This window comes from Planococcus halocryophilus, from assembly GCF_022489025.1.
In the GTDB taxonomy this organism is placed as follows: Bacteria; Bacillota; Bacilli; order Bacillales_A; family Planococcaceae; genus Planococcus; species Planococcus halocryophilus_A.
On the sequence record NZ_JAKVTG010000017.1, the window covers coordinates 47,011 to 69,093 of the forward strand.

A 22,083-nucleotide genomic window follows, 5' to 3' on the forward strand; every position below is an offset into this window, starting at 1 on the left:
ACCTACTCCTTTAAGACCGCATCAATATAGATGGATGGATTCAGCAGCACTTCACCCGCACCTGAAATAAGGGGCATGAAGAGTTCCGCACCGACCCCGAATACCACTGTCATGGCAACAAGGATGACCGTTGGAATAAACATTTGATTGAAAGTTGATTTTTTCAAAGGAACCGTTTCAACTGGCTGTCCCCAGAAAGCATAGACGAAGATACGAACAGAACTAAGTAGCACGATTAAGCTAGTTGCCAAGACGACAATACTACCCCAAAACTGCGGACCTTCAAATCCTCCTTGGATAATAAGTAGCTTTCCTGGGAACCCGCTAAGTGGGGGAATACCCGCTAAGCCAAAGGCAGTCAATAGATAAACCCACCCTAGAACCGGATAAGTTTTGATTAATCCGCCCATTTTGCGAAGATCTGTTGTACCAAATAATACAGCAATAATCCCAACTAAGAAAAACAATGCAGCTTTGATCATCATATCATGAATTAAATACATAATAGATCCATCAATGCCCGGTTGGTTTAATTGAGCAACTCCGAACAAAATAACTCCAACTGCAATAATAATATTGTAGATAATAATTTTTTTGACATCAAAGTAAGCAAGAGCACCAACACAACCAGCAAAAATTGTGAGAATCGCGATAATTCCTAGCAATTCATGAGTAAATCCAACATTCATCGTAAAGAACAATGTGTATGTACGCATGATCGCATAAACACCGACTTTCGTCAGCAACGCGCCAAACAGTGCAAGTATCGGAATCGGTGGTGCATAATACGATCCAGGTAACCAGAAATACAAAGGGAAGATAGCGGCTTTAAAACCGAAAACCACGAGGAACATGACGGCGATAACCGTTAAAATACCGGTTTCTTCAATTTGCGGAATCTTTACTGCCAAATCCGCCATATTCAATGTACCCGTAACCGAGTAAAGAAAAGCGACAGCGGCAACAAATAAAGCAGATGAAATGATATTCACAAGCAAGTATTTGATGGATTCACGTAACTGGGGCTTTTCGCCACCGTGGACGATCAATGTGTAAGAAGCCATTAACAACACTTCAACAAAAACGAATAAGTTGAAAATATCGCCTGTTGTAAAGGCACCGTTAACACCCACCATCAAAAAGAGTACTGCAGGATAGTAGTATGATTGTTCGCGTCTCAAACCAATAGTTGGGATGCTATAAAAAATAACAAGCAACACGAGAATGGATGCTGTGACAACTAGTAAAGCGGAAAGTGGATCCGACACCATGGAAATACCAAAAGGTGCAGGCCAGCTACCAAGTGTTACGGCTTGGACACCGTCTGTATTAACTTTTGCCAGAAGTACAAGAGCAGAAAGTAAAGCGGCTCCAGCTCCAACCACAGCTAACACGCGCTGAAGCTTTACGTTCTTCGGGAACATCATCAGGATAGCAGCAAAAAACAAAGGAATGATGATTGGAAACAAAAGTAAATTACTCATAGTCTTCAGTTCCTCTCAGCAAATTCATATTGTCGGTACCAAGCTCCTGATAAGACCGGTAGGCGAGCACTAAGAAAAATGATGTTACAGCAAAAGAAATGACAATCGCTGTCAATATCAATGCTTGAGGAAGAGGATCTGCGTAATCGCTGACACTCACTCCATGGGCTACAACAGGAGGAGAGTTTCCACCAAGTCCACCCATCGTTAATAGTAAAAGGTGAGCACCGTGGCTCAATAACCCTGTACCGATAATGATACGGATTAAGCTTTTTGAAAGCATTAAGTAAACAGCTGCCATAAAGAGAAACCCAATAGCAACCGACATAATTATTTCCATTATTCATCCTCTCCAATCGTTTGAATAATGGTCATCGTAACTCCAACAACAACCAAGTAAACTCCTGCGTCAAACAACATTGCTGAGTGCAGGGAAGTTTTACCGAAAAGCGGTAAATCAAAATAACCAAAAGCATGTGTGAAAAAAGGAACATCAAAGATAATTGCCCCAGATGCTGTTGCAAGAGCTATTAATAAACCAATAGCTGTCATCGTCACGTAATTGATAGGCAATATTTTTTTCACTGTTGAAATATCAAAAGATAGCATCAACAGCACAATGGCACTAGTAGTCAATAACCCGCCAACAAAGCCTCCACCGGGTGTATAATGTCCTGCAAAGAATATATGGACAGCAAACATCAAAATGATGAAGGTCACTACTTTTGTGGCCGTTTGAAGCATTACATCATTTGTTCTCATGCTGATCCTCCTTTTTCGTCAAGCGCAGTTTGATCATCGTGATAATACCAATACCTGTAATAGCCAATACAGCAATTTCAAACAATGTATCAAATCCGCGATAATCAACTAAAATGACATTGACGATATTTCCGCCGCCTGCTTCTTTATAAACCGTTTCTTTATAGAATTCGGAAATAGAAGGCATGGCTTTTTGTGACAGAGAAGACAAGGCAACCAAGGTTACTGTTACACCAACACCTATTGCAACAAGTGCGTTTCCAAACCTGAAGCGCATGCGTTCTTCTTTTCGGCTGATCTGTGGCAAATGATAAAACGCCAACAAGAACAAGGCAACAGAAATTGTTTCGATAACGAGTTGTGTTAAAGCCAAATCAGGCGCACGGAAAATAACAAAGAGCAAGGCAATTGAATAACCAACAGCACCAAGTGCAATAATTCCTGTGAGTCTAGACTTAGAGAAAAGAATCGTAAATGTGGAACCAACTAATGCGATCAAAATAACAATCTCATAAAATCCGACGGGTGCAAGATTCGTGAAATCTATAGCAAATGCATCCGTTAAGAATAGAGTTCCAAGAACAATGAAGATGACGAAACTAAACATATACACCAAATACGAACGGATAAAACCAGTCATGTAAATTCTTGAGAATCGGTTTGCACCGGTATCACTCAAAAACACCATATTGTCGTAAAGTGCATTTAATGATATAGCTTCTGGGAAGAGATCGTAACTCTTCTGCCATTTACGCAATGTCCAAAACATTAGGAATCCGATAGCGAAAATGCCAAGTGTCATAAAGAACTCAGGATTAAATCCGTGCCAGGCAGAAACATGGATCTTAATTTCTTCTGGTGAATCATAAAGGAACGGCTGCATAGCCAAAACGGCTGGTTTAACAAGCCAATCACCGATAAGATTCGGGATAAAGAAAATCACGACAACAAGTAGTGCTAAGAATACAGGTGAAATGAGCATACCAATAGGTGCTTCATGAGCAGGTTTTGGCAATTGATCTGGTTTATGTTCGCCCGCAAATGTGTGGAATACGAAATAGAAACTGTAAATAAACGTGAAAACAGATCCAAGCCATGCAACAACCGGGAACAAGATACCCCAAACGTCCATAGAAAACAAATCAAATTCTGTTAACGACAGCATCGCAGTCAAAAACATTTCCTTACTCAAAAATCCACCAAACGGAGGCAAACCTGCCATCGAAAATGCGCCAATCACAGCCACTGTAAAACTGATGGGCATCAAGCTCATCAAGCCACCGAGTTTGCGAATGTCTCGCGTACCGGTTTCGTGATCAACGATACCGGCAATCATAAACAAGCTGCCTTTAAATACGGCATGGTTGATCAAATGGAAAATTGCTGCAAACCCAGCATACTTAAAAGTTGTTTCGGCAATATTGTCGATATGGTAACCCGCAGCTGAAGCCCCGAGCAATGACATAATCAAGCCCAGTTGTGACACGGTTGAAAATGCCAAAATTCCTTTTAAGTCTTTTTGTTTTAAAGCGAAAAACGAACCCCAGAACATAGTGAATAGTCCGACACTTGCGACCAGCCACATCCACGTACCAGATATCGCAAAGATCGGTGTCAACCGAGCAACTAAGTACAATCCGGCTTTAACCATTGTCGCAGAGTGCAAATAGGCACTAACAGGAGTAGGCGCTTCCATTGCATCCGGTAACCAAATGTAAAACGGAAACTGTGCCGACTTTGTAAACGCACCGAACAACACTAAGACGAGCGCCCAAATAAAGAAGTCATGTGACACCAGTTCAGTTGCCTGCGGAATCAATTCGCGTATTGAATACGTACCACCCATAATACTTAGTAATACAAATCCCCCAAGCATCATCAATCCACCAAACACGGTAATCATCATTGATTTTAATGCACCAAAACGTGAGCGGTCACGCGTATACCAATAACCAATCAATAAGAATGACGAAATCGATGTCAATTCCCAAAATAAATAAAGAGTGATTAAGTGATCACTTTGGACAATACCAAGCATTGCCGTCATGAACATTAACAAGTAAACGTAAAAATTATGTAATTGTTCACGGTGTTTGTCCAAATAAAAAATGGAATATAGCACCACTAATGCGCCGATACCTGTAATCAGCAAAGTGAACAAGAGGCTCAGTCCATCGATATACGCGATGAATGCGATATCAAGCGAAGGAATCCATTGGAATTCAGACACTAAATTACCGCCATGAATTGTTGTAGGAAGCAATGAGACGTAGTAACTGAATAAAACGACAGGAATAATTAAAACAAACCAGCCAGTATGGATCTTTCCAACTTTCTTAAATAACAGCGGAACAAACAAGGCTGCCAGCAAAGGTAAAAAGATTAATAATACAAATGACAAATGAATCCTCCTTCCAGCATAAACGTGATGAGTTTCTAATTAGAAATTATAACGCAAATCGCGTGGTTTTGCACCGCTCATCAATTAATGCCATCAGATTCCATACACTTTTTATAATCTTTAGAAATAGGAAGAAACCCGATTAAAAAAAATTTTGGATTTCGAAAAAAAGCATAAAAAACCTGTAGACAACTCGAGTTGTCTACAGGTTTTTACGTATTCTTTAATTCTTGCTCAAGCAGTACGTCTTCAAAATCTTGCTGTGGTTTTGCAAGTGTTACACGAAGAAAGACAAAAGCAAAGATAAATAAAATACTCGTCACGATAAAGACAGAAGAAATACCGATAAATCCACTAACAATACCGCCGAAAACAGGACCAATAATATTCCCAAGAAAACGGAAACTCGTATTATAGCCCATAATTTCACCTTGAATCTCAATCGGCGCTTCTCGGCGCATTAATGCAGTAGTAGTTGGAATCATTCCACCAACTGCTACTCCGAAGAATAAGCGTAAAACAATTAATTGCCAAAGGTCAGTAACAAAAGCTTGAGGGATGATAAAGACAAATGCTAGTACGAGCAATAAACCAAGTACTTTTTCGTAGCCAACAGAATCACCCAAGCGTCCCCAACGCCGGGCAAACAGTAAATTACCAACACCGGTGGCACTAAATGTAACCCCTGCGAGAAACGCTACTTGAGCGCTGCCTGCTGTTAGTTCTGCTACGTACAGTGAAAGTAAAGGTTGGATGCTAAAGTTCCCAATTTGAATTAACGCTGTGATGATCATGACGTTAAGCATTAACCGGTGATTTAAAATGCCGTTAATAATAGTTTTCGGAGCGTACACATGTGCACCTTTTACTTTAACGCGTTTAATTTCTCGTAAACCAAATACAACAAACAAAGCAGCAATGGTGATAATGGTTGCAGTTATTAAGAACGTATACTTAAAACCAAAAGCATCAGCCATCAAACCTCCGAGAACTGGTCCAAATAATGTCCCTGAAACACTACCCATTTGAAGTGTCCCAAGCGTTTTTCCTGCGCTTTCTTTAGAAGTTTGTGAGCTAACAAAAGCTAAAGAAGTAGGGATAAATCCAGTAACCAAACCCATAAATAAGCGAATCATAAACAATCCTATAACAGAATCAGCTGTCCCCATCAAAAAAATACTGATAGCAATACCAAAACCATTAATGATTAGTATGGGCTTAAAGCCGTATTTGTCAGCAATACGTCCCCAAACGGGAGACATAATTAAAGCCGCAACAAAAGTTACACCAAATACTAAACCAGACCAGCGTTGTACATACTCATCCGAAAAATTGCCGAGCGACTCTATATAAAGAGATAAGAATGGCATAATCATCGTGGTACTGCCGGCAACAAGGAAGTTAGTGAACATAATGATAAAGAAATTCTTTTTTTGTGTATCCATATGGAACCCTTCTTTCTGAAAGGAGCAATTGTTCCTATTATATATTACTTCGTCACACGAAGAAAGAAATGAAAACTATCGATTTATTCGGAAAAGTAAGTTTGAAAGTTGTCTTATCTTGAGTTGAAAAAGCTGATTTTTAGTTTTCTGTATTTATGCTAAAATAAGGCGGGGTGAAAAAGATGAAAAAAACAATCATAGTACCAATTTTAGTGGCATTTTTACTTGGCGCATGTTCAGCTCAAGAAGAAGAAACTAAAACGGAAACAACGACAGAAAACAGTCAGGTTCAAGTAGAAGGCTATCCGCAGTTGTCACAAGAAGTTGCTGAAGATGAAGCGTTAGTTGAACTCAACACATCGATGGGAATGATGAAAATCAAACTATTTCCAGAGATAGCACCAAAGGCAGTTGAAAACTTTTTGACTCATGCAAAAGAAGGCTATTACGATGGGTTGACTTTCCACCGCGTTATTGAAAACTTCATGCTACAAACAGGAGACCCGACTGGCACGGGTGGGGGCGGCGAAAGTATTTACGGTGCACCTTTTGAAGATGAATTTAACGATCACCTTGTAAATATTCGAGGAGCTTTGTCTATGGCAAACGCAGGACCAGGAACAAATGGTAGCCAGTTTTTCATTGTCCAAGCGCCTGAAGTTACAGAAGATATGTTCAAAAAAGAGTATCCACAAGAACTTCGAGATGCTTATTTGGAACAAGGAGGTACGCCTTGGCTTGACGGAGGGCATACTGTTTTTGGTCAAGTAATAGAAGGGCTAGATGTAGTAGACGCTATCGCAGAGGTTGAAACAGTTAGTGAAAAGCCGGTAGAAGAGGTCACTATCGAATCTATCGAAATTCTTCAGCAATAAGATAAAAGGCTTGTAGGATGCTTTGCAGCTTTATTTTTACTTTATGTGCTATTATAGCCCTTAACGCTAGAGAAATGTTAGGTGAAACCGATGAGTATGAATGAAATGAACAGAAAAGCTGTTGAAATCATGAAATATTGGGATCCATTTGCTATAGGCTCCGAATCATATGGTCAGGAAATTGGTAATGTCATCATGCAATTACAAGTTGTTGACCATCCATCAGAACTGGCAAAAACCATTCAAACGAGTTATGAGTATTCATATGGGAAGTGGATTCCTTTAGAACAATGTGTAGACATTTCCTACAAATTAATCGCACTTAAATTTGAAGCAAAACACATCATTTAAAACAAAAAGAGCGTCCGGCAAATTTTTGCCGGACGCTCTTTTTTAATGGGTTTCTAAGATTACAAGCCATCCACTAAATTAGATGCAGGTACTTCTAAAGCGTTTGAAAGGATCATAATGTTCTGGGTTGAAGGAACTTCTTCACCACTTTCAAAAGCTTGAAGTCTAGCAATCCCAATGCGTGTTTTTAATGCAAGTTCGTCTAGTGATAAGTTGCGTTCTTCGCGAAGCGCTTTTAATTGTGCGTGTAACTCTTTATTCATATTCATGCACTCCTTCTCATATGAAACTTTCTTCTATAATACATATTAGCATGTAGAGAAACATTACGGTAGCTTTAAGTTATGGCGTTTTTCGGACTATTTAGATTAAAAAATAGCGATAAGACCACGGATAAAGACCACAAGAATAGCAGCTGGTGCTACATAGCGAACTAATACGCGCCAAATATCGACCCAAACTTTTTGTTGAGACAATTCATTATGTGCATCTTCTTTTGTTAACACATAGCCTGCAAATAATGCAGTAAACAATGCACCAAGAGGTAAGCCGATTCTACTTGTTAATGTGTCCATTAGATCAAAGAACGTCATTCCAAAGAAAACTTCTTGCGGCATTACACCGAAAGATAAGGCACTTGGAATTCCTACGATGAAAATCATTAAGCCGAAAATGATTGCGATACGACGACGACGGTCATATTTACTTTTAACGCCGATAGAAACCGCAATTTCCAACATAGAAATAGAAGATGTCAAGGTTGCAAACAGTAAAAGGACAAAGAAGATAATCATCAAAAATTGACCCATAAACAATTGGTCAAAAACGGCTGGTAAAATAATGAATACCAATCCAGGACCTTGGTCAGGTGTGTAGCCTAAAGCGAACACTGCTGGGAAGATAATTAACCCCGCCATAATTGAAATGATGATGTTCAACGACACAACGCTGACAGAAGAACGTGTTAAGTTTTCTGATTTTGATAAATAAGAGGCATAAGTGATCATTCCCGCAACACCTACGCTCAACGAGAAGAACGCTTGGCCAAGTGCAACTAAGGCAGTCTCGAAATTAAAGAAAGACCAATCAGGAACAAACATAAAACGTACGCCTTCCATAGCACCATCAAGTGTTAATGAACGAATCATTAGCACGACGAAGAAAATGAGTAAAGCTGGCATCATAATTTTGCTCGCACGCTCGATACCGCCCTTAATTCCCCCTGTTACTATCCAAACCGTTAGCCCCATAAACGCAGCTTGTGCAATTAGCACTTCCCATGGATTGGTGATGATACCAACAAACAAGTCGGCAAATTCACTGTCTTCTAAACCAGACAGCTGAAACAGAATTGAGCGGCCTAAGTATGATAATACCCAACCCCCAACAACGCTGTAAAAAGACAAAATTAAAAATGAAAAGAAAAATCCAGACCAGCCGATTAAATACCACGGTTTGTCGGGGGCTTGTTTTTTGAGGCCACTAACTGCATCTGCCTGACCTCTTCGGCCAATCACAAATTCAGCAAGTAAAACGGGCAAGCCGATTAACACAGTACTAAGGATAAACAGCAAGATAAAGACACTGCCGCCATTGGCACCGGTTTCATATGGAAATTTCCAAATCGCTCCTAAGCCGATAGCACTTCCTGCTGCCGCTAATATAAATCCAAACTTAGAGCTCCATTGGTCACGTGTTTTCAAACTCATCACTCCTATTTCTTATAGATTTCCTCATTTTACACGAGCAGCACTAAAAAAAATAGCAGTTTTTGAAACGTTCTTCTACTAGAATCGTATTATGATTTATTGACCAAAAAAAAGTGATTATTCCAACGGGAAGGAGTGGAAGCATGTCTTTAACGAAAGATGACTATAACAATGCCCCAAAAGGCGATAATGCAGCATTCAGTAAATGGATTGACTATAAATTACCGAGCTTCGGTCGACTTGCCTTTCAATTAGGCGTGCCTGTAAGAGAGTTACCGGAATTTCAACGACTTTGTCTATTACAATTTCAAAAAGAGCTTCATCAAATTGAGGAAAATCAAGCAGAAGTTCGATTGTCTCAATTAATGGTTGACCAGCTATACCAACGAGACTTCCAAGTTGAAAACAGTGAAGAACCCAATGTTCTTGGTTTTAAAGAAGACAATGACTTGCATAGGGAGCTGCAAAATCTAGAAATAGATCAACGAATTTCTATTGTGTTTATTCATTTCCATCACTATTCGTTAACAACTACTTGTCTCATCATAGAAAAAACTGAACAACAAATAGAAGAGTTGATAACTGTAGGAATGCAAACCATTCAAGAAAAACTCAATTTAAACCAAGCGCAACAGAAGCAACGATTTTCGATGCTCGAGAAATCCTATCACCGGTTTATGCCTCCTTTGCCACTTGAGAAAGAAGTTCCTACCTCATTGGAGCAAGAGGTCTCTAAAAGCTCGGAATTCAGTCCTGTTCCACAACCTATTCGAAAGAAAACAAGTTTTATGCTAGGAGCGGCCTTTATTTTTTTAGCCACGGTTGTCGGTGCAAGCTTTGCCATGAATGAGCAACCGATTGAATCTGGAAAATCCACTGAACAACAGCAACCGGAAACAATTACAGATGAAAAATTGGCAGAATGGCGAGAGCAATACGAGGATATTAAAAAAACATCCCCCGGCCGTTTAGGGATTTCAGCTGAACAATATGAAAAACTCGACTATGTAGAACGAGCTGATGAGGAAATGGAGCTTGTTTTTAGTAAGGAAAAAGTTAACTCCTTAAAAAACAATCCTCTTGAGATGGAAGCGACAGTTAATCGTCTGTTTAGAAAAATTGAAACGCCACAAGGAATGGTCAAATCTTTATCCAGTCACGATATGTTATCTTCTGAAACAGAGGAATTTTTATTGCTATATACCTCAAAAACAGATGAGTTACGAGACTTTGTGGACAAACTATTGATAAAATACCAATCTGAATTAGAGGGAATAGAAGTCATGGAGCAATTATCTACAGAAAAGCTAATGGCTCAATCTCACAATTATCCTGATGAGTTGCAGTTAGTTGTAAGAGCTATGCCTGAATACAATCTAACAGTCATCGTTCATCCTAATAAGGAACGGTTCAGAGCAGTAAGGAGCGTTGATCTACTTTTTGGACAACAACTGATTAACAGCGATCCTTACGCTTCACAGTATTTAAGTTGGTTGGGAGGAGACCCTTTTTTAGATGATAGTGGGTTTTTATGGGGCTTAGAGCAAATCACAGAACAGCTTTTATCAATGGAGCAAGCTTTGTTACAGGAAGAGACAGATACTTCCTTATACGATGGAATAGATATCGCTTATCAGCAGATCTTTTGGCAACTTGTTAAAGGTAATGAAAATACGGCAATCTTTGATAAAAACGGCACAGTCAAATTAGAGTACCAAAATGCTTGGAACCGTATCGCTTCGTCCAATCCAATGGCTTATATCATGTTACCTATTTTAGATGAAATGGAAGCTAGTGGTTGGACTACTTCAAAATCCTATGAGCAATTGGAATTTCATCATCTATCAGATGCAGTAGATATGGAAAAGTCAGGAGAACTTGCTACTAAATTACCCAACGGTGATTTAATGATTGAAGATGCATTAGTGGATATGAAAGATTTCGATTATAGCCGAATCAAGGACTTATACAACTCGTTTAAAACAAGTCATGATTTGCAATTGTTAGCAGGGGTACCACCTTTGGATGTGCTATTTATGTATCATTATGCCAATGAAATCGAGGACTCAGAGACACAATGGTATTTGTTAGCAGAAAGTCCATTAAAGCCGACACTCAAAGTCTATCAACAACAGTGGAGACAAATTCCCAAAATTACCGAAAAAGCAAGATGGGTCGAATTGTCTGCTGAATCAACTAAGCAACGTATAAAAGAAAAAATTTATATTTATCCTCACGTCGATATGGAAGATTATGAAGAAAAATTGGACTTAATGTTAGTTACAGAAAAAAATCACATTTGGCAAATCGACTACAGACATTTCGAACATCGTGATTTACGTGGTGGAGATCAGAAGTTTAAACAGCAAGTTGAGTCTATGTACAAAGCGTTTGCTACAAGCCATGAACAGCGATATTTAGAAAATGCAAAACCGAGTGAAATAGCGGGACTCTTTTTTAAAGCTATTGAAGAGGCAGATATTCCAACTGCGAAACAATTAATGCCAGGACTCGACATAGCAGACGAAGAATTTCTGGCTTTTTCTGAGATGTACAATCTCCTTCCGCTTTCCGAATTGGTAGAACTAACATTCAAGTCACATTTTACGTCTTTTGTTTCTTCAGGGTATGATGGGTCTATAGAAACTAAATATAAATTGGGTACTTCTGAAAGTACGCACGAACAGTATTTCTATATGGACAAAACGGAAAAAGGATGGCGAATGAGAAATATATATAAATACTAGTTTTACTCTCAGCCCATAGTTGTGCTATAATATACAGATGCCAACAGGTGTATAGGATAATTAGATATGACTAGGAGCGGGTAAACATGACAAAAACATACCAAACAGGCGATACGGTTTCAGGAAAAGTTACAGGAATCCAGCCATACGGCGCATTCGTAGCTTTAGACGATCAAACACAAGGATTGGTCCACATCTCAGAAATCACTCACGGTTACGTGAAAGAAGTTAGCGAGTATTTGGAAGTTGGACAAGAAGTTGACGTAAAAGTATTGGAAGTTGATACAAAATCTAAAAAAATCAGCTTATCAATCCGCGCACTTCAAGAGCAGCCAGTAGCAGCTCAAAAAACTGAAAAACCAAAACAATCTCTTCAGTCACATGTAAACGAAAGTGATTCTGAAGGATTTAACTCTTTGAAAGAAAAAATGCAAGAGTGGATCAAACGTTCTGGACAGTAAGAAAGTAAAAAACGAAGCGTAGACATTATGTCTGCGCTTCGTTTTTTTTGATTTTTCGTAAACGGTATTGAAGGTTTTGTCGGCTCATGCCAAGAGCAGCAGCTGCTTTTGTAACATTGCCATGATGTAAATCCATCGCTTTTTGCAAATAATACATTTCAGCTTCAAACAAATATTCTTCAAGTGGCAATAACTCCGTAGTAGACTGAACGATAAAATCTTCAGGTTTTTGTGCCCCGTTCAAATGATTCTTCAACATGAAATGATGAGGCAGCATATCTGCTGTTACAATTTCTTGTGTTGTTAACATCGAAGTGATTTCGTCTAATAGCAACTCCAATTCTTTTAAATTCCCTGGCCAGTCATAGTCATGCAGCCGCTCTGCGACTTCTTTGTCTAGGCCATGTACAACCGAACCTACCATCATCCGGTGACGGGAAAAATAATCATTCACAAATGGCAGAATATCTTCTTTACGCAGACGAAGTGGCTCTACTTTTATCGTCATAGAGGAGAAGAAATAGTAAAGGTCTTTCAGCAATTTATGTGACGTGATTAACTCGACCGGATCTTCACCAACACTAGCGATAAAATACGTATTTCCACGCGAACGTTCTTCCACCATCTCTAGTAATTGTTCCTGCAAAGGCAAAGGCAACAAATCGATTCGTTCACAATAAATGGTACCTTCATCAATTTGCTTAATGTCTTCGCCAAGTTGATCGATAATCGACCCATCGGTGCCATGGCAATAAAGCGTGTGCATAGGTCTTTCAGGAGATTGCGCCCAATGAATCGCTTCTGCAATTAATTCCTTTCCAGTGCCAGATTCACCTACTAACAGTACCGGCAAGTTCGCAATCGCTGCTTTTTCCGCAGTGTTAATCACTTTCTTCATGCTTGTGGATACGGCAGAAATTGTTGAAAAGGTAATGGGCTCGTCGTATTTTTTTAGTGGTTGATATATTACTTTTTCAAGTGTCGTGACATCGCGTGATAATTCAATTGCACCAATTAGCTTTTTTTTATCGAATACCGGATAGGTATCGTTGATTGTTGTAATTTCTTGGCCTTTGCGGTTCCAATAAGTTTGTTTGACATTGAAAACAGGAACTTTACTTTGAAGTACTTGTAGCATCGTACTCTCCTGTTGGTCAAAACGAAACAATTCTAGAAGCGAACGGTCCGCAAGTTCCTCAAAATCGAATCCTTCAATTTCACGCATTTTTTTATTGTATAAAATGGTTTTTCCTTTTGTATCTATGGCGTGAATCCCAATAGCCACGTGCTCTCCAGCAAATTTATAGAACGGTGATAAATCGATATCTTCCGGCTTCAAAACGCTCACTCCAAAATTATTTTGATTTTTTAAACGAAAAGACTTGAATTATGCAACAATCTTTTGCATTATTATAAGTGGAAACAGTTTGAAAGTGCAAATTTTTTTTGCGCTCACTTAAAATTCAAGGAGGATTTACATGATTCCCTACAAACACGAACCATTCACAGATTTCTCGGTTGACAAAAACCGCACAGATTACCTTGAGGGCTTGAAAACAGTTGAAGCTTACCTTGGACAAGATTACCCGTTAATTATTGGTGGAGAACGAATCACTACTGAAGATAAAATTATTTCTTTCAACCCTGCTAACAAAGAAGAATTGGTTGGACGAGTTTCTAAATCAAACAAAGAATTAGCTGAAAAAGCAATGCAATCAGCTGATGAAGCTTTTAAAACGTGGAAAAAAGTAAAACCTGAAGTTCGCGCGGATGTATTACTTAGAGCATCTGCAATTATTCGTCGTCGTAAATACGAATTCTCAGCACTATTGACAAAAGAAGCAGGTAAGCCTTGGAGCGAGGCGGATGCTGATACAGCTGAAGCAATTGATTTCTTGGAATACTATGCGCGCCAAATGCTACGTCTTAAAGACGGTATGCCAGTAGAGAGCCGTCCGGGCGAAGATAACCGTTACGACTATATTCCATTAGGCGTAGGTGTTGTTATCTCACCTTGGAACTTTGCTTTTGCTATTATGGCTGGAACTACAGCAGCAGCAATGGTAGCAGGAAACACGGTTCTGTTGAAGCCAGCTTCAACAACTCCGATCGTAGCTTACAAGTTCATTGAAGTTCTTGAAGAAGCGGGCATGCCAGCTGGTGTTGTTAACTTTATTCCTGGACCTGGATCTGAAGTAGGGGACTACTTAGTAGATCACCCGAATACTCGCTTTATCTCATTTACCGGTTCAAAAGAAGTCGGTTTGCGCATTGCGGAACGTTCTTCGAAAGTGAACAAAGGGCAATTGTGGATGAAACGCTTAATCGCTGAAATGGGCGGAAAAAACACTATGGTCGTGGACAAAGATGCCGACCTTGAGCTTGCAGCACAATCAATTGTGAAATCAGCATTTGGTTTTAGTGGACAAAAATGTTCAGCCGGATCTCGTGCGGTAATTGTTGAAGATGTGTACGATACAGTTCTTGACCGTGTTATCGAATTAACAAAAGAATTGACAATTGGCGACCCGACAGAACTTTCAAATTACATGGGGCCAGTTATTGATGGCAACTCATACGACAAAATCATGAGCTACATTGAAATTGGTAAAGAAGAAGGACGCTTAGTTGCTGGTGGAGACGGAGATAACTCTAAAGGATTCTTCGTAAACCCAACTGTCTTTGCTGACCTTGATCCGCAAGCTCGCATTATGCAAGAAGAAATCTTTGGTCCAGTTGTCGGATTAATGAAAGCTAAAGATTTTGACCATGCACTAGAAATTGCAAACAATACAGAATACGGTTTGACTGGCGCAGTTATCACAAACAACCGCGTAAACCTTGAAAAAGCTCGTGAAGATTTCCATGTTGGTAACTTATACTTCAACCGTGGCTGCACAGGCGCAATCGTTGGGTATCAGTCATTCGGTGGTTTCAATATGTCTGGAACTGACTCAAAAGCAGGCGGACCAGATTATATCGTTCTTCACATGCAAGCAAAAACTACTTCTGAGATGTATTAATCTATCACTAAATGGTATAATAATTCATTAAAAGGCAGACTAAGGTCTGCCTTTTTTAAAAAGAGGAGGAATTTAAATGACACAAACACAAACAATTATTGAACAAACAGAAAAATTTGGTGCGAATAACTACCATCCACTTCCAATCGTCATTACAGAAGCAGAAGGTGTTTGGGTAAAAGATCCAGAAGGCAATAAATTCATGGACATGTTGTCAGCTTATTCAGCTGTTAACCAAGGTCACCGTCACCCGAAAATTATTCAAGCATTAAAAGATCAAGCAGACCGTGTGACATTAACGTCACGAGCTTTCCATAACGATAAGTTAGCTCCTTGGTACCAATTGATTTGCGATATTTCAGGTAAAGAAATGGCATTACCGATGAATACGGGTGCTGAAGCAGTTGAGACCGCTTTCAAAGCTGCACGTCGTTGGGCTTATGATGTAAAAGGTGTTGCTGAAAATCAAGCAGAAGTTATCGCTTGCGACGGAAACTTCCACGGTCGTACAATGACAGCTGTTTCATTATCATCAGACCCTGAATACCGTAGAGGCTTTGGTCCAATGCTTCCAGGGATTAACTTAATTCCTTTTGGTGATTTAGAAGCATTGAAAAATGCGATCACACCAAACACAGCGGCATTTTTAATTGAACCAATTCAAGGAGAAGCAGGAATCATTATGCCTCCTGAAGGATTCTTAAAAGCAGCAAGAGAGCTTTGCCGCGAAAATAACGTACTATTCATTGCGGATGAAATCCAATGTGGACTTGCGCGTACAGGTAAAATGTTTGCTTGCGAATGGGAAGATGTAAACCCGGATATGTACATTTTAGGAAAAGCACTTGGCGGAGGAGTATTCCCGATTTCATGTGTAGTTGCTGATAAAGACATTCTTGGCGTATTCAACCCCGGTTCACACGGTTCAACTTTTGGCGGAAATCCACTTGCTTGTGCAGTATCAGTTGCTTCATTAGAAGTGTTGCTTGATGAAAAATTATCAGAACGCTCTCAAGAACTAGGTGAATATTTCATGAGTAAATTGCGTGAAATCAAACACCCTTCTGTAAAAGAAGTTAGAGGCCGTGGATTGTTCATCGGTATGGAGTTAACAGAAGCAGCAAGACCGTATTGTGAACAATTAAAAGAACTGGGCCTATTGTGCAAAGAAACACACGATACGGTTATCCGCTTTGCTCCACCATTAATCATTACAAAAGAAGAATTGGATTGGGCGATTGAACGCATCCAAAAAGTATTCGCTAATTAATTTCTACATGGCAAATAAATCTTCAAATGTGTTACACTAGTTGCTGAGTAAATACTAAATATAAAGAGGCGAATTAATACAATGGCTGAAAACTTGAACTTGTTGACGTCTACGCAGAATGTTATTAAAACTGCACTAGATAAGCTTGGATACGAAGATGCGATGTACGAGCTTTTAAAAGAACCAATGAGAATGTTAGAAGTGCGCATTCCAATCCGTATGGATGATGGCAAAACAAAAGTCTTTACAGGATTCCGTGCACAACACAGTGATGCGGTGGGTCCAACAAAAGGTGGAGTTCGTTTCCACCCGGATGTAAACCGTGAAGAAGTAATTGCGTTATCAATGTGGATGACATTAAAATGTGGAATTGTAGAATTACCTTACGGCGGTGCAAAAGGTGGGATCATTTGTGATCCTCGCGAAATGTCGATGCACGAAATCGAGAAATTGAGTCGTGGATACGTCCGCGCAATTAGTCAATTTGTTGGACCAAACAAAGACATTCCAGCACCAGATGTATTCACCAACTCACAAATCATGGCTTGGATGTACGATGAATACAGCAAAATTGATGAATTCAATTCGCCTGGCTTTATTACAGGTAAGCCAATTGTACTAGGTGGATCTCAAGGTCGCGACAAAGCAACTGCTCAAGGTGTAACCATTTGTATTAATGAAGCAGCAAAAAAACGTGGCTTGGATATGCAAGGTGCGCGGGTTGTTATTCAAGGTTTCGGGAATGCAGGAAGTTTCCTTGCGAAATTCCTTCATGACGCTGGTGCAAAAGTCGTTGGAATTTCAGATGCATACGGTGCTCTTCATGACCCAGATGGTTTGGATATCGATTATTTACTAGATCGTCGTGATAGTTTCGGAACAGTTACTACATTGTTTGATAACACCATTACAAATAAAGAATTATTTGAATTGGATTGCGACATTTTAGTACCGGCAGCTATCGCAAATCAAATCACTGAAGAAAATGCTAATAACATTAAAGCTTCTATTGTAGTTGAGGCAGCTAACGGCCCAACAACTGCAGAAGCAACGAAGATGCTAACAGATCGCGGGATCCTTTTAGTGCCTGACGTTCTAGCGAGCTCTGGTGGAGTTACAGTTTCTTACTTCGAGTGGGTACAAAATAACCAAGGTTATTACTGGACACAAGAAGAAGTGGACGAAAAACTCAACAAAAAATTAGTAGATGCATTTGAAAACGTATATAACGTTGCGACTACACGCAATATCGACATGCGTTTAGCAGCTTATATGGTCGGCGCTCGTAGAACTGCAGAAGCTTCACGCTTCCGTGGATGGGTTTAAGACACAAAGATAACCGCCTGGATTTTTTTCCGGGCGGTTTTTTGAATTCAATCTTTTGCAATTTGCTTAACGTAACTTCATAATAAAATTTGAATAGAGGAGGATGATTGGATTGAACGCATTTTCATTTTACAACCCAGTAAAACTTATTTTTGGTAAGGGGCAGTTACAAGCTGCTAAAGAAGAGTTGCCGAAATACGGTAAAAAAGTGTTACTTGTATACGGTGGAGGCAGCATTAAAAAGAACGGCCTTTACGATGAAGTTACTCAAATGCTATCGGAAGCAGGACTTGAAGTTTTCGAATTAGCTGGAGTAGAACCAAATCCAAGAATTTCGACTGCTAAAAAAGGCATTGAAATTTGTAAAACAGAAGGTATTGATGTGTTATTAGCAGTAGGTGGCGGTTCGGTAATTGATTGCACAAAACTCATCGCTTCTGGTGCAAAATACGATGGCGATGCATGGGATCTAGTTTCTCGTAAAGCACAGCCTGAAGATGCACTTCCTTTTGGAACAGTGTTAACAATTGCTGCAACTGGATCAGAAATGAATGCAGGATCAGTAATTACAAACGAAGAAACACAAGAAAAATATGGTTGGGGAAGCCCGTTATCATTCCCGAAATTCTCTATCCTAGATCCAACGTATACATTATCTGTACCAGAGAATCATACGGTTTACGGAATTGTGGATATGATGTCTCATATTTTCGAACAATACTTTAATGATGCAACGAGCACGCCAGTTCAAGACCGGATGTGTGAAGGTGTCTTAAAAGCAGTAATCGAAACAGCACCAAAATTGATGGATGATCTTCAGAGCTATGAACACCGTGAAACAATTATGTTCGCAGGAACAATGGCGTTGAACAAATTCCTTGAAATGGGCTACAGAGGAGACTGGGGTTCGCATAACATTGAACACGCAGTATCAGCAGTTTATGACATTCCACATGCTGGCGGATTAGCAATTCTATTCCCGCAATGGATGCGTCATAACGTAAAAGTAAATCCTTCTCGTTTTGCTCAAATGGCCGTTCGCGTATTTGATGTAAACCCAGAAGGTAAGTCAGAAGAAGATATCGCTTATGAAGGTATCGATCGCTTGTCAGCGTTCTGGACTTCATTAGGAGCACCAACTCGTTTAGACTACTACGATATCGATGATTCAAAAATCGATTCGATGGTTGAAAAAGCAATGGTCTACGGTGAATTCGGTAACTTTGCAAAATTAAAAGGTGAAGACGTAAAAGAAATTTTGCAAGCTTCATTATAAAAATAAGGCTCAGCGCTTAGCGCTGAGCCTTTTATTAATTTTTATGAAGTTGTTCTGGGCGTTTACTCAAATGTTTCCAATGTGTTTCGCCATCATCTGCATCAAGAGAAACAATGACGTCATCGACACTCGGTTGACTCAGAATAATTTCTGCTAAACGCTCTTGTAAGGCATCAGCTTGGACAATATTTAAATGTGGGTCGACTTCGATTTTGGTTTCAACATGAAGGAATTCTCCTTCTTTCACAACTTCTAACTCACGAATGTCTCGCACATCTGGATGATCACTTAATAGATGAGCAATATGATTAACCATTTGTTCATCTGTTTCACCAATTGCTCCACGCGCATTATCCATGAAGACTTTACCGACAACATACAGCATCATAAGACCAATTGCGATAGATGCAGCACCTTCAACTTCTAGGAAGCCTGTGTAATGTGCAATCAATACAGCGATCAATGCTAAAATACCACCTGCAGTGGCTACTAAATCTTCCAGAAATACTAATTTCGTTGCAGGCTTCGCGCGATTTAAATGCGCAAAGCTAGTTGTAAGAGGTGCCATGGCTCCGCCTTCTACACCCGCCTCATGTAAAATTTCTTTGCCTGCTTTATATAGAACAAAAAATTCAAGAAGAATAGCGATAGATAATACCACGACACTTATGATGAATCCTTCCGCTTCAACTGGATCAGTTAATTGATGCCAACCTTCAATGATTGTTTCATAAGCCATAACTCCAACGATTAGTACCGCACCTAAGAGTACGATATTTAATAAGCGTCCAAAGCCATTTGGAAATCTTTTTGTCGGTGCTTTCTTTGAGAGAGCCGAACCGATAAAAACAAAATATTGATTGGCTGCATCTCCGATAGAGTGCATCGTTTCAGCAAACATGGCGACGTTCCCTGTGAAAAAGAATGCCACACCTTTCATAATGGCGATAAACGTATTAATGATTGCTGCCGTCAATGACGGCTTGTTGCCTTTTTTCAGTAAACCAAAAAACTCCTTCATATAACTCCTCCTCAATTAAATCAATTCAATTTCAACTTCCTTTACTTTTTCCATATCCGATAATTCTTGATAAAGATCAATGGTATCTTTGTCATGAGAAACAGACATGCGTATTGCCAACTCATGAAAAGAAAAAGAACTTTCTTTATCTGAGTGGGTAATGGATAAACTTTCAACAATAGATCCTCCAGCTTTTAATTCATCTAACACCTCCCGAATAGCCGAACGTTCAGTAACAACCACTTTAATGTTGGCTTCGACCATTTTTAGCCGGGTAGGTCCAAATTTAAAAAGAAGGGGAGGTAACACTTCTATAGCAAAAAGAACAATCAGTACCGCTGTAACCGCCTCAATATAAAAACCTGCTGCAACAGCAATACCAATTCCGCCGGCCCCCCAAATCATAGCAGCGGTCGTCAAACCTGAAATCGAATCGTTGCCGCGCTTCAAAATGACGCCGGCTCCTAAAAACCCGATGCCAGAAACAATCTGTGAGGCTAAACGAAGTGGGTCCATTGTGATATTAACATTATCATATTCACTGCCTTGTGCAATATAGGCAGATTCAATTGAGATAATGGTTATTAAACAACTAAACGTAGAGATAACGATACTGGTCTTTAAGCCAACAGGTTTTCGTTTTAATTCTCTTTCCAATCCAATAACTAAACTTAGTAGAGCAGCTATAAGAAGTTTAAAGAAAGTTTCTAATGAAGAAACTTCCAATGCGCTGAAAAATTCCATGAGGAAAACCTCCAATTCCATTATCTTATATTGATTCTGAATATAGAAAGTGGCACACTTATTTAGTAGTTGTCGGTTAAGAAAGATTAGAAGAAGAGGTGCGGACATGGAAAGACCGGCTATTCATCCATATATACCTATCATGATAGGCGTTTTCTCGGTAGCGTTGTCAGCAATTTTTGTGAAGATGACAGTTGCGGATTCTGGAGTAACGGCTTTTTATCGCATGTTATTCTCCGTATTGATCATGAGTCCAGTCTTCTTACTAAAATATACCCACGAAATCAAAAAGTTAAGCAAGAGAGATTGGGGCTTTGCATCGATAGCGGGTGTATTTTTAGCGTTTCACTTCATTTTATGGTTTGAGTCGCTTAATTATACGTCAGTAGCCAGTTCAACTGTGCTTGTAACATTGCAACCATTATTCGCTTTTGCAGGTACGTATTTCTTTTTCAAAGAGAAACTCTCTATTAAAACACTTGTCTCTGGAGCAATTGCAATATTAGGTAGCGTATTAATTGGCTATGGTGATTTTCAAGTAAGTGGAAGTGCTCTTTATGGAGATTTATTAGCCTTAATTGCTTGTGCGTTAATTACAGCTTATTTGTTATTTGGGCAAGATGTTCGGAAGAGATTATCGTTGGTTACCTATACTTTTGTAGTTTATAGCATAAGCACAATAACATTATTCTTCTATATTGTATTAAAAGGAGAATCATTCGGACCTTATCCGGCTTCCGAGTGGATGTGGTTTTTACTCTTAGCGATCATTCCAAACTTGCTAGGGCACACATTATTCAACTGGGCTTTAAAATGGGTAAGTACAAATGTTATTTCGATTGCAATTCTTTTTGAGCCAATAGGTGCTGCTATACTTGCTTATTTCATACTTGGAGAATATTTAACCGTTTCTCAAATTGTGGGTGGAAGTGTAGTGTTGGCGGGGATTATGTTGTTTGTTACAGACTACAGGAAAATTAAAAAATACTTTTTTAAAATAAACGCTTGATTTTTCGCGCGTGGCGGTTTATATTTATATATGTCCTTAAGACAACTCGTAAAAATATTTTGAAATAGTATTGACAACGAGATTGAAAAAGGATATATTGATAAAGTCGCCAATGAGCGCGGCAAACAAATAGAAACACCTTGAACCTTGAAAACTGAACAGCAAAACGTCAACAAACA

The 22,083-nt window shown here is 39.4% G+C and carries 19 protein-coding genes; 9 read left to right on the forward strand and 10 right to left on the reverse strand.

What is annotated here, in order from left to right; translation table 11 throughout:
- Nucleotides 1–2: 2 nt before the first annotated feature.
- The 5 genes from MLE13_RS15450 to MLE13_RS15470 all read right to left on the reverse strand — a co-directional run bounded on the left by MLE13_RS15450 (nt 3) and on the right by MLE13_RS15470 (nt 6,092).
- Nucleotides 3–1,484, reverse strand: coding sequence for a Na+/H+ antiporter subunit D (locus MLE13_RS15450; protein ID WP_240750623.1), 1,482 nt, complete (start codon nt 1,482–1,484; stop codon nt 3–5).
- Nucleotides 1,477–1,824 (reverse strand): Na(+)/H(+) antiporter subunit C, encoded by a 348-nt coding sequence (locus MLE13_RS15455; protein ID WP_008497686.1) that lies wholly within the window; start codon nt 1,822–1,824, stop codon nt 1,477–1,479. Before MLE13_RS15455 ends, MLE13_RS15450 begins: the two co-directional genes overlap by 8 nt.
- Nucleotides 1,824–2,246, reverse strand: a complete 423-nt coding sequence (locus MLE13_RS15460; protein ID WP_008497684.1) for a Na(+)/H(+) antiporter subunit B — start codon at nt 2,244–2,246, stop codon at nt 1,824–1,826. Before MLE13_RS15460 ends, MLE13_RS15455 begins: the two co-directional genes overlap by 1 nt.
- Complete coding sequence (locus MLE13_RS15465) at nt 2,233–4,647, reverse strand: Na+/H+ antiporter subunit A (protein ID WP_240750624.1); 2,415 nt, start codon at nt 4,645–4,647, stop codon at nt 2,233–2,235. Before MLE13_RS15465 ends, MLE13_RS15460 begins: the two co-directional genes overlap by 14 nt.
- 212 nt (nt 4,648–4,859) lie before the next feature.
- Nucleotides 4,860–6,092 carry an MFS transporter gene (locus MLE13_RS15470; RefSeq protein ID WP_240750626.1) on the reverse strand — a complete coding sequence of 411 codons (1,233 nt, stop codon included), beginning with the start codon at nt 6,090–6,092 and terminating at the stop codon, nt 4,860–4,862.
- 182 nt (nt 6,093–6,274) lie between these two features.
- Between MLE13_RS15470 and MLE13_RS15475 the strand changes: the two genes are divergently transcribed.
- Together MLE13_RS15475 and MLE13_RS15480 are read left to right on the forward strand one after the other, a co-directional pair.
- A complete protein-coding gene (locus tag MLE13_RS15475) occupies nt 6,275–6,967 on the forward strand; it encodes a peptidylprolyl isomerase (protein ID WP_240750628.1) in 693 nt (230 codons plus the stop codon).
- A gap of 90 nt (nt 6,968–7,057) precedes the next feature.
- Nucleotides 7,058–7,318, forward strand: coding sequence for a DUF1871 family protein (locus tag MLE13_RS15480; RefSeq protein WP_240750630.1), 261 nt, complete (start codon nt 7,058–7,060; stop codon nt 7,316–7,318).
- Between the two features lie 59 nt (nt 7,319–7,377).
- Here MLE13_RS15480 and MLE13_RS15485 read toward each other — a convergent pair whose 3' ends face one another.
- Together MLE13_RS15485 and MLE13_RS15490 are read right to left on the reverse strand one after the other, a co-directional pair.
- Complete coding sequence (locus tag MLE13_RS15485; protein ID WP_065526783.1) at nt 7,378–7,581, reverse strand: helix-turn-helix domain-containing protein; 204 nt, start codon at nt 7,579–7,581, stop codon at nt 7,378–7,380.
- Between the two features lie 105 nt (nt 7,582–7,686).
- Nucleotides 7,687–9,021, reverse strand: coding sequence for a sodium-dependent transporter (locus MLE13_RS15490; RefSeq protein WP_240750631.1), 1,335 nt, complete (start codon nt 9,019–9,021; stop codon nt 7,687–7,689).
- 149 nt (nt 9,022–9,170) lie between these two features.
- On the opposite strand from MLE13_RS15490, the gene MLE13_RS15495 reads away from it, so the two are divergent.
- Together MLE13_RS15495 and yugI are read left to right on the forward strand one after the other, a co-directional pair.
- Nucleotides 9,171–11,774: a hypothetical protein gene (locus MLE13_RS15495; RefSeq protein ID WP_240750632.1), complete on the forward strand. Its 2,604-nt coding sequence runs from the start codon at nt 9,171–9,173 to the stop codon at nt 11,772–11,774.
- An 86-nt stretch (nt 11,775–11,860) separates the two neighbouring features.
- Nucleotides 11,861–12,235, forward strand: a complete 375-nt coding sequence (gene yugI, locus MLE13_RS15500) for a S1 domain-containing post-transcriptional regulator GSP13 (protein WP_008428249.1) — start codon at nt 11,861–11,863, stop codon at nt 12,233–12,235.
- Between the two features lie 25 nt (nt 12,236–12,260).
- Here the strand turns inward: yugI and MLE13_RS15505 are convergent, their stop codons facing one another.
- Entirely contained in the window at nt 12,261–13,574 is a 1,314-nt protein-coding gene (locus MLE13_RS15505; protein WP_240750633.1) for a sigma 54-interacting transcriptional regulator, read from the reverse strand.
- A 139-nt stretch (nt 13,575–13,713) separates the two neighbouring features.
- Between MLE13_RS15505 and pruA the strand changes: the two genes are divergently transcribed.
- The 4 genes from pruA (at nt 13,714) to MLE13_RS15525 (ending at nt 19,130) form a co-directional block, all read left to right on the forward strand.
- Nucleotides 13,714–15,258, forward strand: a complete 1,545-nt coding sequence (pruA, locus tag MLE13_RS15510; protein ID WP_240750635.1) for an L-glutamate gamma-semialdehyde dehydrogenase — start codon at nt 13,714–13,716, stop codon at nt 15,256–15,258.
- A 76-nt stretch (nt 15,259–15,334) separates the two neighbouring features.
- Nucleotides 15,335–16,528 carry an ornithine--oxo-acid transaminase gene (locus tag MLE13_RS15515; protein WP_240750637.1) on the forward strand — a complete coding sequence of 398 codons (1,194 nt, stop codon included), beginning with the start codon at nt 15,335–15,337 and terminating at the stop codon, nt 16,526–16,528.
- A gap of 81 nt (nt 16,529–16,609) precedes the next feature.
- Nucleotides 16,610–17,854, forward strand: coding sequence for a Glu/Leu/Phe/Val family dehydrogenase (locus tag MLE13_RS15520; protein ID WP_008428257.1), 1,245 nt, complete (start codon nt 16,610–16,612; stop codon nt 17,852–17,854).
- A gap of 112 nt (nt 17,855–17,966) precedes the next feature.
- Nucleotides 17,967–19,130 carry an iron-containing alcohol dehydrogenase gene (locus MLE13_RS15525; protein ID WP_240750639.1) on the forward strand — a complete coding sequence of 388 codons (1,164 nt, stop codon included), beginning with the start codon at nt 17,967–17,969 and terminating at the stop codon, nt 19,128–19,130.
- Between the two features lie 34 nt (nt 19,131–19,164).
- Here the strand turns inward: MLE13_RS15525 and MLE13_RS15530 are convergent, their stop codons facing one another.
- Together MLE13_RS15530 and MLE13_RS15535 are read right to left on the reverse strand one after the other, a co-directional pair.
- The gene (locus MLE13_RS15530) at nt 19,165–20,151 is read right to left on the reverse strand and encodes a cation diffusion facilitator family transporter (RefSeq protein WP_240750641.1); all 987 of its coding nucleotides are present in this window, start codon (nt 20,149–20,151) and stop codon (nt 19,165–19,167) included.
- Nucleotides 20,152–20,166: 15 nt separating this feature from the next.
- The gene (locus MLE13_RS15535; RefSeq protein WP_008428264.1) at nt 20,167–20,895 is read right to left on the reverse strand and encodes an MgtC/SapB family protein; all 729 of its coding nucleotides are present in this window, start codon (nt 20,893–20,895) and stop codon (nt 20,167–20,169) included.
- 106 nt (nt 20,896–21,001) lie between these two features.
- On the opposite strand from MLE13_RS15535, the gene MLE13_RS15540 reads away from it, so the two are divergent.
- Nucleotides 21,002–21,904 carry a DMT family transporter gene (locus MLE13_RS15540; protein ID WP_240750643.1) on the forward strand — a complete coding sequence of 301 codons (903 nt, stop codon included), beginning with the start codon at nt 21,002–21,004 and terminating at the stop codon, nt 21,902–21,904.
- Nucleotides 21,905–22,083 lie beyond the last annotated feature (179 nt).